Annotated in this window: 15 protein-coding genes, 1 other RNA gene and 1 pseudogene; 7 read left to right on the top strand and 10 right to left on the bottom strand. The window is 42.3% G+C overall.

All coding sequences use genetic code 11. From position 1 onward, the window contains the following. The first annotated feature begins 80 nt into the window (after positions 1 to 80). Together ACRRNK_RS01345 and ACRRNK_RS01340 are read left to right on the top strand one after the other, a co-directional pair. A pseudogene (locus tag ACRRNK_RS01345) lies at positions 81 to 1,116 on the top strand (IS1595 family transposase). Between the two features lie 142 nt (positions 1,117 to 1,258). Then, positions 1,259 to 1,993, top strand: a complete 735-nt coding sequence (locus ACRRNK_RS01340) for a class I SAM-dependent methyltransferase (protein ID WP_433946762.1) — start codon at positions 1,259 to 1,261, stop codon at positions 1,991 to 1,993. Between the two features lie 174 nt (positions 1,994 to 2,167). Here ACRRNK_RS01340 and ACRRNK_RS01335 read toward each other — a convergent pair whose 3' ends face one another. The 5 genes from ACRRNK_RS01335 to ACRRNK_RS01315 all read right to left on the bottom strand — a co-directional run bounded on the left by ACRRNK_RS01335 (position 2,168) and on the right by ACRRNK_RS01315 (position 5,971). Then, positions 2,168 to 2,440 (bottom strand): HPr family phosphocarrier protein, encoded by a 273-nt coding sequence (locus ACRRNK_RS01335; RefSeq protein ID WP_433945041.1) that lies wholly within the window; start codon positions 2,438 to 2,440, stop codon positions 2,168 to 2,170. A gap of 173 nt (positions 2,441 to 2,613) precedes the next feature. After that, positions 2,614 to 4,065, bottom strand: coding sequence for a glycoside hydrolase family 1 protein (locus ACRRNK_RS01330; protein WP_433945040.1), 1,452 nt, complete (start codon positions 4,063 to 4,065; stop codon positions 2,614 to 2,616). Between the two features lie 5 nt (positions 4,066 to 4,070). Beyond that, positions 4,071 to 5,318 carry a PTS sugar transporter subunit IIC gene (locus tag ACRRNK_RS01325; RefSeq protein WP_433945039.1) on the bottom strand — a complete coding sequence of 416 codons (1,248 nt, stop codon included), beginning with the start codon at positions 5,316 to 5,318 and terminating at the stop codon, positions 4,071 to 4,073. Positions 5,319 to 5,330: 12 nt separating this feature from the next. Next, a complete protein-coding gene (locus tag ACRRNK_RS01320) occupies positions 5,331 to 5,651 on the bottom strand; it encodes a PTS lactose/cellobiose transporter subunit IIA (protein WP_433945038.1) in 321 nt (106 codons plus the stop codon). Continuing rightward, positions 5,651 to 5,971 carry a PTS sugar transporter subunit IIB gene (locus ACRRNK_RS01315; protein ID WP_433945037.1) on the bottom strand — a complete coding sequence of 107 codons (321 nt, stop codon included), beginning with the start codon at positions 5,969 to 5,971 and terminating at the stop codon, positions 5,651 to 5,653. Before ACRRNK_RS01315 ends, ACRRNK_RS01320 begins: the two co-directional genes overlap by 1 nt. Positions 5,972 to 6,219: 248 nt before the next feature. Here ACRRNK_RS01315 and ACRRNK_RS01310 point away from each other — a divergent pair, with 248 nt between their 5' ends. Continuing rightward, a complete protein-coding gene (locus ACRRNK_RS01310) occupies positions 6,220 to 8,130 on the top strand; it encodes a BglG family transcription antiterminator (protein ID WP_433945036.1) in 1,911 nt (636 codons plus the stop codon). 194 nt (positions 8,131 to 8,324) lie between these two features. On the opposite strand, the gene ACRRNK_RS01305 is transcribed toward ACRRNK_RS01310, so the two are convergent. Both ACRRNK_RS01305 and ACRRNK_RS01300 read right to left on the bottom strand, forming a co-directional pair. Further along, the gene (locus tag ACRRNK_RS01305) at positions 8,325 to 8,852 is read right to left on the bottom strand and encodes a hypothetical protein (RefSeq protein WP_433945035.1); all 528 of its coding nucleotides are present in this window, start codon (positions 8,850 to 8,852) and stop codon (positions 8,325 to 8,327) included. Between the two features lie 52 nt (positions 8,853 to 8,904). After that, entirely contained in the window at positions 8,905 to 9,315 is a 411-nt protein-coding gene (locus ACRRNK_RS01300) for a hypothetical protein (protein ID WP_433945034.1), read from the bottom strand. 375 nt (positions 9,316 to 9,690) lie between these two features. Between ACRRNK_RS01300 and ACRRNK_RS01295 the strand changes: the two genes are divergently transcribed. The 4 genes from ACRRNK_RS01295 (at position 9,691) to ACRRNK_RS01280 (ending at position 11,579) form a co-directional block, all read left to right on the top strand. After that, on the top strand, positions 9,691 to 10,320 hold the full coding sequence (locus ACRRNK_RS01295; protein WP_433945033.1) for a YfbR-like 5'-deoxynucleotidase: 630 nt from the start codon (positions 9,691 to 9,693) through the stop codon (positions 10,318 to 10,320). A 298-nt stretch (positions 10,321 to 10,618) separates the two neighbouring features. Further along, on the top strand, positions 10,619 to 10,762 hold the full coding sequence (locus ACRRNK_RS01290) for a hypothetical protein (protein ID WP_433945032.1): 144 nt from the start codon (positions 10,619 to 10,621) through the stop codon (positions 10,760 to 10,762). A 114-nt stretch (positions 10,763 to 10,876) separates the two neighbouring features. Further along, on the top strand, positions 10,877 to 11,407 hold the full coding sequence (locus tag ACRRNK_RS01285) for a hypothetical protein (protein WP_433945031.1): 531 nt from the start codon (positions 10,877 to 10,879) through the stop codon (positions 11,405 to 11,407). A gap of 88 nt (positions 11,408 to 11,495) precedes the next feature. Further along, entirely contained in the window at positions 11,496 to 11,579 is an 84-nt protein-coding gene (locus tag ACRRNK_RS01280; protein WP_433946761.1) for an IS3 family transposase, read from the top strand. A 268-nt stretch (positions 11,580 to 11,847) separates the two neighbouring features. Here the strand turns inward: ACRRNK_RS01280 and ssrA are convergent. The 3 genes from ssrA to ACRRNK_RS01265 form a co-directional block, all read right to left on the bottom strand. Further along, positions 11,848 to 12,212: a transfer-messenger RNA gene (gene ssrA, locus ACRRNK_RS01275) on the bottom strand. Positions 12,213 to 12,505: 293 nt separating this feature from the next. After that, the gene (gene smpB / locus ACRRNK_RS01270; RefSeq protein ID WP_251377089.1) at positions 12,506 to 12,985 is read right to left on the bottom strand and encodes an SsrA-binding protein SmpB; all 480 of its coding nucleotides are present in this window, start codon (positions 12,983 to 12,985) and stop codon (positions 12,506 to 12,508) included. Between the two features lie 160 nt (positions 12,986 to 13,145). Beyond that, positions 13,146 to 13,577 (bottom strand): SRPBCC family protein, encoded by a 432-nt coding sequence (locus ACRRNK_RS01265; RefSeq protein WP_433945030.1) that lies wholly within the window; start codon positions 13,575 to 13,577, stop codon positions 13,146 to 13,148. Positions 13,578 to 13,690: the final 113 nt, after the last annotated feature.

Raw genomic sequence — 13,690 nt, 5'->3', positions numbered from 1 at the left:
GAACGATGTTTTTTTTGACATTGGGAGAATAGCTGAGCTCGTCTTTAAATAAAGGCTATGTTAAATCTTAATGTTGATATTTGAAGTTTTCGAACACTCGTTCTAAGGGCTTGGACAATAAGGATAAGCAACAGCTTATTATCTTTTTGCAGTCAGGAACCAAGGGTAGTATGGCACCTATTCGAGTGATTGATGAAATTCAAGAGCAAAAGCATAAAGAGGGATTGGTCTGCCCGTATTGTCATAATAGAGCCATCGTGCGCTTCGGTAAGTACGTTATTAATACACGCGCGGGAGCGGTCAAACGCCAGCGTTACCGTTGCAAAACATGCCTCCAAACGTTCAATGACCTTACGAATAGTCCTCTCCAGCGGACACGGCGACCTCATTTGTGGGTTCGATTTATCGAACTCATGATTGAAGGATTTTCGCTTCGTAAATGCGCCGAACTGATGTACGAAGAGGTTTCGTATGTGACCTTGTTTTACTGGCGACATAAGATTCTCGCTGCGTTGAAACAGGTTCCGACTGAAGCATTCCAAGGTATTGTCGAAATGGACGAGACCTACTTCCTATACTCGGAAAAGGGCAAGCGGAATATTACCGAACGCAAGCCGCGTAAGCGCGGCGGTAAAACTAAGAACCGTGGTATCAGCAACGACCAAGTTTGCGTACTAGTAGCCCGAGACCGTCAGAAGATGACCTTCTCGGGCGTCCTTGGACGTGGACGCATCGTACAACGAAACTTGATGAATTAATCGGCTCTCACCTGTCTAGTTCCAACGTGCTTTGCACGGATTCTTGGCGCGCGTTCAGTTCCTATGCGAATCAAAAGGGATTAGCACATTACCGCTTCAAGTCCGATGGAAAACAGCGAGTTAAAGGCGTTTACCATATCCAGAACGTTAACAGTTACCATAGCCGACTAAAAAATGGATGGACCGCTTCAATGGGGTTGCCACTAAATATTTGGAGCATTACCTGGCGTGGTTCCGCTATCTCGACAGTAAGGAATATGAAAACACAACCGCGAATAAGAAGAATATGTTGGTATGTTCGTGCCTGTTTTCTGTGAAGGATACGAACACCAGACTTCGACAGATGGCTTACTGTTGAACTATCGGGGAAGGTTAGTTGAATTGTTCGTGCATTAATTTTGCTGGTTGAATTTGATTATACAAGTGTTTCACCTGGTAACTGCATTTAGTGTGTGTCATAATTATCATCGAATACGAACCATGTAAGGGGTGTCTGAATGATGAAGCAAAACAAGTATGATGATGTGAATTTTTATTCGTCGTATGAAAAAATGCCGCGTTCAGTGAAAGGTCTAGAAGGCGCAGGGGAATGGCATGTATTGCAAGCCTTATTACCAGATTTGCGAAATAAGAGTGTCCTGGATTTGGGTTGCGGTTTTGGGTGGCATTGCCGATATGCTCGTGAGCAGCAAGCAAGTTCAGTGGTCGGAGTAGACATATCCGAGAAAATGCTTCAAAAAGCCCGTGAACTGACGAATGACCCTTTGATTACGTTTATCAAATTGCCGATTGAAGACATCAATTTTTCAGAAGCACAATTTGACGTGGTTATCAGTTCATTAGCCTTTCACTATATTGAGTCTTTTGAAGCTATCTGCAACAAGGTATATAGTTGCCTAAAAGCTAAAGGTGCATTTATATTTTCCGTTGAACATCCAATTTTTACTTCCCGAGCCGAACAAGATTGGTACTATGATGACCAAAGAAATCGTATGCATTGGGCGGTCGATACCTACCAAAATGAGGGGGTTCGTGATACATCTTTTCTAACTGATAACGTGATAAAATATCACCGAACGTTTTCAACTTATATGAATAACTTAATTAAAGCTGGTTTCAGTATTAGAGCGGTGAAAGAACCAATTCCTTCCGAGGAAATGCTGCAAAACATTCCTGAAATGAAGGATGAATTGCGAAGACCCATGTTTTTAATTATATCTGCCGAAAAGCTCTGAGCTTCACCATCAGTAAGCACCATGCGACACTCATCCGATTTTATGGAACTCTAACGGGGAACTTTAGCTGAATAAACCGCCTTAAAGGGCGGTTTTTCTTTTGGCTGAAAATCAACATTAAGATATAACATAGCCTAAATAAAAAAACGGGGGCGTCCCCCCGCCCCCTTGAATTTAACCATGAACGATTCCAAGCCCTTCCGCGGCGAAAACTTCGTCCAAAGTCTCCACTACCTCGGATGCATCTTCTCCATCCGCAATGATGGTGATAAGGTCGCCAGGCTCCAGCCCCAAGGAAAGAACGCCAAGGATCGATTTCATCGTGACTTTACGTCCATTTGACTCTGCGAACACCTCTGATTTGAACTTATTTACCGTGCTCACCAGAGCTGTGGCCGGACGGGCGTGAATACCGTCTTTGTCCGTGATCTTGTAAGTTTTTTGCATAGAACTTCACTCCTTACGACGAATCTATCTATATAAGTTGAACTATTGGTTTTACAAGTAAGGCAGCCGTGTGAAATGTTCCTCCGGTCACAAAGGCGAGCGCTTCGCTTCTTCAGAATCATTTCACACTCTTGCCTATTGGTAATTCTTCTTAAGTTTAACTTATAAAACTTTTAAATTTCAGATCCATTGGTTGCAATGACTTGTTTATACCAGTAAAAGCTATCTTTTCTGATGCGTTCTCCAGTCCCCTTGCCTTCATCATCTAGATCGACATATATGAATCCGTACCGCTTGGACATTTGCTGTGAAGAACAGCTAACAATATCGATCGGTCCCCAGGCACAGAAGGCTATCACATCGGCGCCATCATGAATTGCACGTCCAACCTGCTCGATATGACTTCCCAGATAGGATATCCGATAATCATCATGAACTGTGCCGTCTTCAAGCTTGTCATACATCCCAAATCCATTTTCAGCAATTAAGATTGGCTTCTGATAGCGGTCCCAATATTGAGAAAGTGTATTATACAATCCTTGCGGATCAACGTTCCAACCCCATGGATTAGCTTCTAGATAAGGATTTACGCTGGTAGAATCGGGCTTGTTCACATTCTTAGTGGAATCAACCATTTGAGAGAAGTAGTAGGAAATCGCCAGATAATCCATTGTATTCGCTTTCAACAGCTGCCGTTCTTCTTCCGTAATCTCCAACTGATATCCGTGTTCCTCGAAGTAATTCAGCGCATATTTCGGATACTCACCGCGAAGCTGCACATCTGTAAATAGATACTGCATCCGGTTATGCTGCATCGCCAACACCACATCATCAGGCTTGCATGTGTAAGGATATACCGTTCCGTCAGCAATCATCGTCCCAATTTGCAGATCATACTTCAGCGTCTTGGCATACTGGCGAATTTTAGCCGAGGCTACCATTTGGTTATGAACAGCTTGATATAACGCTTCGTCAGTAGAATCATATTGATCACTGCAAATCCCCAGAGACAAGAATGGCTCAATTTGTATCATATTTATTTGATTTACAACGATCCAATACTTCACGCGATCTCCAAAACGGTCCAAAAGCACATTACCATAACGTTCAAACATATCGATAACGGCTTTATTCTTCCACCCGCCATACTGTAGGGTGATGTGAATTGGAGTCTCGTAATGCAGCATGCTGATGATAGGCTCAATTCCAAGTGACTTCATTTTATTAATCATCTTGTCATAATGCGCCAAGGCCGCTTCATTAGGCTCGGTTTCGTCTCCCTTAGGGAACACCCTCGACCAATCAATTGAGGTTCTAAACGTCTTGAAGCCCATTTCGGCCAGCAGCTCTAAATCGCTTTCATAAGTGTGGTAGAAATCAATGCCGAAGCGTTTAGGATAGTAGTGTGTGGTATCCTTCAGGTTATTTCGCACTTGTTCCAGCGTCATACCCTGCATCTCTAACTGCTGAATTTCCATATTTGATAAACCTTTTAGGTAGGGCTGGACATCAGATGAATTGGGCAGCTTACCATCTTCCGTATATGCACCATCTGCTTGGCTGGCCGCAACTGCGCCGCCCCATAAGAAGTCTTTTGGAAAAGCCGAATAGTTATTTTTGCGCATGAGTTCTATTCCTCCTCTAATAATTCCATATCCTGCTTAACTGCCTGCTTATCATAGATCTTGAAGAATGGATAATAAATCAACCAACTGATGACAAACAAAATAACGACGAACAATATTCCACGAACAGATTCAGTTACAATCCAGCCTTGGATCACCGTAGGCAAGTACCAGAGTTGAAACGGCTTATATGGGATCGGCACGAACCCGATTTTCATGACAAGCCAAGTTAACGCCGGCCCTACGATACCATTGATCCACATAGGGACCATCAAAATTGGATTAAAGACAATTGGTGCACCAAACACGACCGGTTCATTAATATTGAAGATAGCCGGGATCAGGGAAGCTTTACCTATCATTTTTAACCGCTGTGATTTAGCCATAAATGAAAGCATGATGACCAGAGCTAGTGTCGCACCGCCACCGCCGATCAGGAACAGCGCTCCCGCCTCATTCGTGAAAATGCTGGTAACGGCCCTGCCTGCCTCAAAGTTGGCCTGATTCTGGGCAATGGCAGGTAATGCGATGGCACTTGTGACTGGGTACAGAACCCAACTTGAAATCCCGAACGTATACAAGAAAGCAAACCCCAGGAAGTTGATGAGTACAAATCCCCAGAAACCTTGTCCCAAATGAATGAGCGGCGCAAAGAGAGAATTGACCACATCATATAAATTGATATTTAATTCAAATGTGAACAGCCAGCCAACCAACAAAATTAATGTAATAGGAATTAGTGTATTAAACCAAGTAGCAACAAAATCCGGAATCGGAGAGTCCTCACCGATAAATTTCCATTTCGAGAACAGATTCATGATCACGCCCACGAACAGTCCCGCAATCAAAGCGGCAATCATGCCTGCTGTACCGAATGTGTTGAGATCAAAGCTGATCCGACCTTCTGCGGTAATCGAAGGAAATACCAGAATTAGAAAGAATGCTAATCCGGCAAGACCGGCTTGTTTGGATATTCCTTTATGACCCTTGTTGTTCATGACAGCTTCAGGGATCAAATACGCCAGAAATAATGAGAATAGTCCGAATGAGAATGTACTAAGCAGCGAAAGGTCAGGAAAGCCCTTCCAATAATCTTTAACAATAGACAATATTGTTGCGAACGAGCCGATAAAGATCATCGGCATTGCCGTTAATATGGAGCTTTGAACAGAAGCAACCCAAGGGTTCTTTGCCATCTTATTCACCTTGGGCGCAAAAACATCTGTCATCCAAGACATCATCTTCTCGAACATCTTTGCTCCTCCTTATAGTCTCTTATACAGCTTTATTATTTCTCGCATGATGTTCATTTCTGATTTCACAGTCATCATCGTATCTTGAGCATGAGCGAATAACGGCGAGAATGGGAATTCGACACCTTCAGCCTCTTTTTGTAAGGTCTTGGTTTGAGCTTTATGGGCCGTGACAATTTCGTTATTGGCTTCATTCATTAATTGGTCAGCTTCGTCAAACTCCCTTTTGGATGCTTTGTCTACGGCTTGAAAGACATAATCCCGTGCCTTTCCGGCATGCAGGATCACATTCATGGATACCAAGGCGAGTTCCTCGAGATTTACTTTTTCCATTATGCATTGCCACCTTCCAAAAGTTCCTTGGCCGTCTTAACCAAGCCTTGTCCATCCAGCGCTCCGTATACTTTTTGCGGAATCAGGCCGTATTTAACGCCCGCTTCTTCACATGCGCCTTTTACATCTTCAATCATATATTTCAAATGCGGTGCAACCAGCAGCAAATCAATACTGTTCAAGTTCTCCATAAGTTCCGATTCACTTTTGGCTTTAAACTCAATATCTTCACCAGTCTTCTTAACGGCCTTCCGTGCAGCTGCCGCCATAAAACCGGATGATGCTCCAGCCCCGCAAACCAACAAAACTTTTTTTGTCATGATGTTTGACCTCCTTTTGTTTTACAAACCCAGTATGTCATGTTCCAAGAAGCTAAACTAATAATTAACTTTCCTACCCCCCCGGAAAGTTGGAATGATCTCGCCCAATGCGGGTTACTACTATAACGAATGTATTTACAAAACAAATAAATTTCCTATGGGTAGGAAATTTATAAAAATTCGTAATTCTTGAGTCTGGGTTATACTAATACTTTGATAGATGCAACCGGATTAAGGGAGGGACAGCGTTGAAAAGAGCCAAATTAACAACTTTTCTAAACTATCTTGAGGCTCAGAATGACTGGGTTACTGCCGCTGCCTTAGCCAACTATTTTAAAGTCTCAACAAGAACGATCCGCAATTATGTAAGTGCGATCAACAGCGAAACTCCAATTATTGCTTCCAATCCAAACGGATATAAGCTAATGACACAGCAAAATCGGAAAGGGGCAGCTTCTCTTCCGTCCGAAGATACTCCGGCCAAACGGATGAACATGATTCTGAAAGAGTTAATTGTGAACACCGAAGGGCTGGATATTTACGATTTGTCCGAAAAGATTTTTGTAAGCACTTCCACCATTGAAAATGATATTATCATCACCAATAACTTAATTGTGCCCTTTCATTTAAAGGTGAAACATAAGGGAGATAAGCTGATCCTGGTAGGAGAGGAATCCGACAAGCGAAAGCTAATGAGCCACATCATTACTCAGGAGGCCTCGCCACATTTTTTAAGTACGGTTAATGTACAGGAGATATTTGAGGGGTACAATATCGCCGAATTAAAGCAATACGTTTTGAGTGTTTTGGAGAAGTATAACCTTTTAATCAATGAATATACGATTAACAGCATCCTGTTGCATCTGGTTATCACCATGGATCGAATCAAAAACAACAAATTGATTGAGCACAGTCTGCATGCCCAAAGCCTGAAAAGCAATTTGGAAATGAAGGCGGCCATAGATATTGCCAAATTGATTGAGACCCAGTATGGAATTCGTTTCAATGAAGCCGAAAGAGATTACTTAATGATTCTGCTTTCAAGCAAAACGACCCTTTTGAATTATCAGGCTCTTACTCCTGACAATTTAACCAACTTTTTGGATAAACACTATATCGATCTTGTCCAGACTCTGCTGAAGAAAGTACATGAATCTTATTTTATCGATCTTTCCGAAGATGAGTTCATCGTCAAATTCACACTGCATATCCGAAATTTGGTTTTCAGAGCGAGAAACCATCAGTGGTCAAAGAACCCTTTAACCTATAACTTTAAAGATAGCTACCCGTTGATTCATGAAATATCCGTGTTTATATCTAATGAGTTACAGAAACTGGAGAATATTTCGATTGTCGAGGATGAGATCACTTTTATTTCTTTTCATATCGGATCATTCTTCGAGCGGCAAAAAGAATTGGAAAACAAGCTGTTATGTGCTGTAGTCTGCCCCAACTACTACGGCATGCAATTGAATCTAGTTCAAAAAATCGATGCGAAGTTCAAGGATGTCATTGAGATTATGCAGGTCGCTTCAGAAATTGATAATCTGCAAAATATTAATAAGATTGATTTTATCATTACAACGCTTCCCGTTAAGCTGCTGCAAATCCCTACACTGTTTGTTCATCCGTTCATCACTAAAGAAGATTACGAACAAATTCAGAATCTGATCGTTAAGCTAAGCGAACGAAAAAATATTTTAAACGTGAAGAATTACCTTGAGATGTTTTTTGATGAGGGATTATTCCTGAAAAATATCTATTTGGATAACGCCGAAGAGTATATAAAATTCATGTCCCAGAAGCTTTATGAAAAACAGTATGTAAAAGAAGATTATTGCGACTCCGTCCTGGAACGGGAGAAGATGTCATCAACGGCCTTCAACAACAATGTGGCGGTGCCCCACTCTATGAAGATGGATGCCAATAGAACCGGGATCTGTATCATTATCAATGATAGACCTGTGAGGTGGGGAGAAGAGAAGGTTCAAATCATCATCATGATTGCCTTTAACAAAACAGAAAGAAAGTTATTCAGCCATGTATTCGAGAGCCTTATTAACATTCTCTCAGAATGGGAAAACATAAAGGAACTAACCATATCCATGAATTACAAAGAGTTTATAAATAAAATTGCCCATCTGATGGATAAAATATAATCCCGTAACAAATGCCACACTTCCAAGGTGGCATTTTTTTATTTGACTAAAAGCAGCAGTTATATCCTATCCTGAGCCTGGTATATTTCGTGCTCAAGCCTCACAATCCTCTGCAAAGCTGCCTATGAAATGGTGAGAACCCGCTCGGGAGCGGGTTTCTGGTCGTCTTTCCATATAGCATAGTTTGACTTAAGTTACGCTTTCTTCAATGAAAACAAAAGATAAATCGATTCAATTTCATGGGCCTCTTCCAAAACCCAAGAGGTGTGGGATAAAATTCGCCGCAACCCTTCAAGCCCAAGGTACTGAATTTGCACGCCAATAAACTCTGTAAATCCCAAGTATCCCGGACTCACATGCGCCCGGTCGAAAATTAATGATCCAGTGACCCGGGCATCCGGCGGAGAGTTCGCAAAGAAATGGTTCAAATTTTCAGTGATAGCTGAATCCGAACCGTACTCAAAAAGCCCACCTTCCGATGAACAGAGCTGAATCCAGCCGGAACGCTCCAAACTCATCTTTTGTAATGCCTCCGGTTGACTCCAATCATAATGAATCGTATTGAGGGTAATGTCCAGACCATGGAAACGTTCCCCAGGCTGCCTCAAAACATCGATACACCGTTTTGCGAATTGAGGGCCGTAGGTATCGATATCTAAAATATTGATCTCAATCTTCCGCCCCTTGAGTAATTCCGGGTCCGATTCCTGAATAAGAAACAAGGTGTTGATGCTGTCGGTAGCGGCTCCCCCGGCGATATTGAAGAAGCAAAGGTTACCGTTCGGGGAATTGCTTGAGCTGAGGCAGCAAAATGTTCGACTGGCTTCGGCAAAGATCCCTCAGCCTGATTCGCAGACCCATGAATGAGGTCTGCTTCACCGCCCATTTGTCGCGGAGACCTGACTTTATCCCCCTGCTTAACCCGGGGCCAAGTTTGTACAGCAAAGTACGCATGCCGCTAAGATAGGAATCATCCACATTCGACATTTTCACAAAGATGTTCCGGATAAAACCCGGCATCTTCTTTAAGGTCTCAATACTACGAGCTGTCTTGAGGCAGTTTAAATGATACGCCTGTTCATCAATACTTGCGTTGAAAAGGGGATGCGTAATATCCAGGATCGGCAATTGAATATCATTTTCGAAAATCGCATAAGTTATTCGCTGACTTTGGTTTGATTTCATGGTTTTCAACCTCCAGAGAATCTGTTGAATTTGGATCACTTCACCTTAAATGAAATCCAGGGGGCGACTTCATGCGATTTCTCTCGGTGGTACGTAATCAGCAACAGTTCATTCTGCCGCCAAGTTAATAATCGAACTCTACATGCCTTGACTGACTAGGAGGTTCAACGTTTGGGCAAAATTGGATATTTCAGTCTAATCATATAAGAACAAAAGCCACCAGTAAACATACTAGTGGCTTTGTATCAAATTTGTAATTAAACTAATACTCAATGGACAACTTCCCTGTGTGAGTTAATCGCCTATTAACAAATCAAATTTATACTGTACGTAGCACAACAAATCATCTCTTTTTCGAAGAAAGGAATCCACCGCATGGGTATCCATACGTATTTTCAATCCTTAACTGATTTAGAGAGAATCATTCGCTGCCCAGGTAAATTCAAATTTCAGGAGCATAGCGTTTCGGCTCATTCTTGGAAGGTCATCCAATACGCGAAGACGTTGGCCGATATTGAAGAAAGCAACGGAGTCACTGTGGATTGGAAAAAGCTGTACGAAATTACAAGCAGTCATGATTACGGCGAAATCTTTATCGGGGATATTAAAACGCCCGTTAAGCACTATTCGCTAGAACTCCGAGCCATGCTGCAGAAAGTAGAAGAAGGTATGGTCGAGCACTTCATCGATGAGCATATTCCTGAGGACTTCAAGATCATCTTCCGCAGACAACTGCGCGAAGGCAAGGATGATTCGGTTGAAGGGAAAATATTAGAAGTCGCCGATAAAATGGATCAAATCTACGAAGCCTTCGCAGAGCTCCAGCGCGGGAATACGGAGAAAGAATTTATCGTCATGTACCGAAATGCCCTGATCAAAATAAAACAAATCAAGCTTCATTGCGTGGAGTATTTTCTCCGAAATATTTTACCCGACTTAGTCAGCGAAGGATCCAGATCTCCAATCGATATCGAAAAAATTACGAATGAAGCGTTAGCTTCCTAGTTCCATTCCCTTTTTCTCCAACCCTCACCCTTCTTCTCCGTGTTCGACCGCAACGTTTTGCCCCTTAATGTCAAATGAATGTCCGCGATTAACTTGTCATCCTTGGTACCGGGATTCATGATGAACGCTTCGCGATGGCGGAGCGTTGTTGCTAATATGTAAATATATGGTTTATATTCTATAATTAGATTCGATCTTATCTCAATATAGTATTGCATTTTCACTTTAGGAAAGGAGTTTATATGAAGCAATTATTTTTTCATTTATAATTATTATGCTGATTAGAAGTGGGTTTTCGATGAACAATAATGAAAACATAGGGTTTTCAGAGATTTACCAAGGAAAATTAGACAATATTGATCAAGTTACTTTCTATGATCGCACAGGAAATGGACAGGAATTTGTAATTTCAGCATATTGTGATGTAGAAAGTAAAAGTTAGGATAGTGAAACTGAAAATTATTTCTATGGAACTTGGAAAGCGGATACAGGGTCCAAAAGCGCTTCTTATAGTACGGTTTTGAAACTCTATAAATAATAATAGAAGGTGTTAAAAGTGAAAAACCTTAGATGGCTACCTGCAATCCTTCTAATAGGGCTGTTTTTATTGTCGGCTTGTGGAAAACAAAATCCTGATTCTAATTCTGGTTCTGTATCACTGGATAAAACGAAATTAAGCCAATATACCATCGTTTATATCGGGACAGATCAAGCTCTATTAGAGAATTTAAAGATGCATGGTGCTAAGATAACTCGACAGACAGACACTAGCAATATTGATCAAAGTGATATTATTATCATTGATAATGATATGATTGCTAGTATTAATACAAGTGATATTAAAAAGGTTGCTGCTTTAAAAGGAAAATATGTTTTCTTCGACAGAGCGAACAATACAAAAATGATAGATCAAATTTTCTTTAATCAAAAGTCATATGAACAAAACAGAGAGAAGAACAAAAATACTCTTATCTATTTAAAGCGAGGTAAAGATAATCAATTGTTACAATCAAGCTCAATATATCTAGTTGACGAATATAAATATGAGCGAATGTTAGGTGTTGTTTTAAAGCTGATTGATATGTAGTAATTTTCAGAACGATCAAAACACCTTCATTAGAATACCTGAAAGTCAAAAGATAGGGTTATTCTAATGAAGGTGTCCTTCAAGTGAACTGTACGGTTATCGAAAAATCACAGTACTACTGCGGAAAGAACAATGCATAAATCACAAACGAGTAGCGGATTATGCAGCGTGAGGGGCTTCAATGCCGCGTAAGGAGGCAAAAGCGAAAGGTCGCCGGGCAACTTGTACACCTAGCTGAAAATCTGCTCCAGCATCAATTTCATGCTGAAGCACCTCTGCAAAAACTGTTCACGGACATTTACCTCAAAATTAGTGAACTGCTTGTAGCCCGGTGGACTACAAAATATCTCAAAGATGAGGGGACCAAAAAAGTTTGGGCTACATTTGACTATAATTTCATCCCAGAAAAGGCGAAAACCCGCTCCAAGAGCGGGTTTTCAGTATGGAGGCGAGGGGAGTCGAACCCCTGTCCGAAGGCAACGCCACATAAGCTTCTACGGGTGTAGTCACAGTTTTGATGTCACCCGAGTATCGCCCCGTAACCGGCTATACGTTGGGTCAGCCTGATTGTCTTCTTCAGCACACCCCAGGCGGAGATGTGACAGCGTATCCCACTAAGAGTTAGCCCCTACATCCGGCACATGGGCGATGCAGGAGAGGAGCACGTGAGCAGGTTATTAAGCTGCTACAGCGTAGTTAGTTGTTTGTTTGCCGTTTAATTGGCTTTAGCGTTGATGAAGTGGACGCGTCCCCACTACCCGCTACCCATGCTCGATCTACCCCCGTCGAATCCATAAACGCCCCCTCAATAAGAAAAGGGTTTGCTTGAAAGGAACAAAGCAAGAAGAACGCGGCTTTAGTTCGATCCAAATGGATTAACGGATTAGCAAGCACAAGTGCTGTAATCCTGTGTTACATGAATTAGTATAGCATAACTTCATTCTGAATTGCATATGGACTTGTTGGAAAAGCGTGCAGCTTCACCAAGCCAAGTCAATTCCCGGTAATTCATCCATCGATTCAACGAGGTATTATGCCAGATTAGGTTTACTCGAACCGCATCCTAACTGGTATAATCCAATCTGATCTACAGATGGCTTAGCGAGCCACTTTCTGTCTCTCGCGAAGCGCGCGCTGGATATCGCGCTGAGCATCCTTCTTAGCCGCAGTATCGCGCTTGTCGTACTGCTTCTTACCTTTACCAAGGCCGATCAGCAGCTTCGCGTAACCGTTGCGAATATAGATCTTCAGCGGCACGATCGAATAACCTTCCTGCTTGGACAGGCCTAGCAGCTTATGGATTTGGGCTTTGTGCATCAGCAGCTTGCGCGTCCGCGTCGGGTCCGACGGATTGCTGCGGTTGCCCTGCTCGAACGGGCTGATATGCATGTTGTGGATATGGATTTCACCGTTCCGTATGGTGGCGAAAGCATCCCCGATGTTGACGCGGGCATTCCGGATGGATTTGATCTCCGTTCCCGTCAGCACCATGCCTGCTTCAAACGTGTCTTCAATGAAGTAGTCATGGGAAGCTTTCTTGTTCTGGGCCAGAACTTTCCCGTCACTTTTCTTACCCATGTTCTCACTCCTTCAAACGTTACTCAGAATCCCTTAACGCACTGCAGAGCCACATAACTGCTCTCTTGCAGAATACTTACAGGTTAAATCATTGTATCAAATCTGCCCCGCCAAAATCAAGCCGCCATGTGCCAGCGCAGTATTCCACAGCATACTCTACTTATTTCACCAATGCCGCTCTCAAATTAACACCGTATTCCAAATATCCCTTCAAGCAAGTCAGCATATAAACCCAGCCCTCTTTATTGTCTAGAATTTGGGGGATCACATCCTGATCATTAACGTCAAAACCTTCTTCAATAATTTCAATAATACACTCATCTTGATCAGTTGGACTCAGGGTAATCGTCACCACATGCCCTTCTCCATTAGCGCCCCAATTAAACACAATCTTCCTATTCAACTCAATCTCCTTCACAACGATATCCCCTTGAGCATCATACTCATCATATCTCAAGGTGACTGTTCTGCCTTGCTCCCACCGCTCAGAACTGGAGGAGAACCAGAATTGCCCGATCTTTGATGGATCCACAAAGGCTTCAAATACCTCCTGGACAGGCTTGGCTATTTTCATTTTGGTTAGATTGTTCATGCTTGATCACTCCCTTCTCCACACTGAGTTGATGCTGCCCTTATCATACAAAAAGAACCCTTAAGTAAATGCCTATCATAAAATATCAAAACCGCCAGAGCTTAACAAGCAAC

Source organism: Paenibacillus sp. SN-8-1 (assembly GCF_050995535.1).
In the GTDB taxonomy this organism is placed as follows: domain Bacteria; phylum Bacillota; class Bacilli; order Paenibacillales; family Paenibacillaceae; genus Fontibacillus.
Note: the sequence above shows the minus strand (reverse complement) of the source record. Positions and strands in the feature narration are given on the sequence as shown.

What these genes read in the sequence shown, in the direction of transcription:
- ACRRNK_RS01340 (WP_433946762.1), top strand. Translation starts at nt 1,259, where the DNA reads ATGAAGCAAAACAAGTATGATGATGTGAATTTTTATTCGTCGTATGAA.
- ACRRNK_RS01335 (WP_433945041.1), bottom strand. Translation starts at nt 2,440, where the DNA reads ATGCAAAAAACTTACAAGATCACGGACAAAGACGGTATTCACGCCCGT.
- ACRRNK_RS01330 (WP_433945040.1), bottom strand. Translation starts at nt 4,065, where the DNA reads ATGCGCAAAAATAACTATTCGGCTTTTCCAAAAGACTTCTTATGGGGC.
- ACRRNK_RS01325 (WP_433945039.1), bottom strand. Translation starts at nt 5,318, where the DNA reads ATGTTCGAGAAGATGATGTCTTGGATGACAGATGTTTTTGCGCCCAAG.
- ACRRNK_RS01320 (WP_433945038.1), bottom strand. Translation starts at nt 5,651, where the DNA reads ATGGAAAAAGTAAATCTCGAGGAACTCGCCTTGGTATCCATGAATGTG.
- ACRRNK_RS01315 (WP_433945037.1), bottom strand. Translation starts at nt 5,971, where the DNA reads ATGACAAAAAAAGTTTTGTTGGTTTGCGGGGCTGGAGCATCATCCGGT.
- ACRRNK_RS01300 (WP_433945034.1), bottom strand. Translation starts at nt 9,315, where the DNA reads ATGAAATCAAACCAAAGTCAGCGAATAACTTATGCGATTTTCGAAAAT.
- ACRRNK_RS01295 (WP_433945033.1), top strand. Translation starts at nt 9,691, where the DNA reads ATGGGTATCCATACGTATTTTCAATCCTTAACTGATTTAGAGAGAATC.
- ACRRNK_RS01290 (WP_433945032.1), top strand. Translation starts at nt 10,619, where the DNA reads ATGAACAATAATGAAAACATAGGGTTTTCAGAGATTTACCAAGGAAAA.
- smpB (WP_251377089.1), bottom strand. Translation starts at nt 12,985, where the DNA reads ATGGGTAAGAAAAGTGACGGGAAAGTTCTGGCCCAGAACAAGAAAGCT.
- ACRRNK_RS01265 (WP_433945030.1), bottom strand. Translation starts at nt 13,577, where the DNA reads ATGAACAATCTAACCAAAATGAAAATAGCCAAGCCTGTCCAGGAGGTA.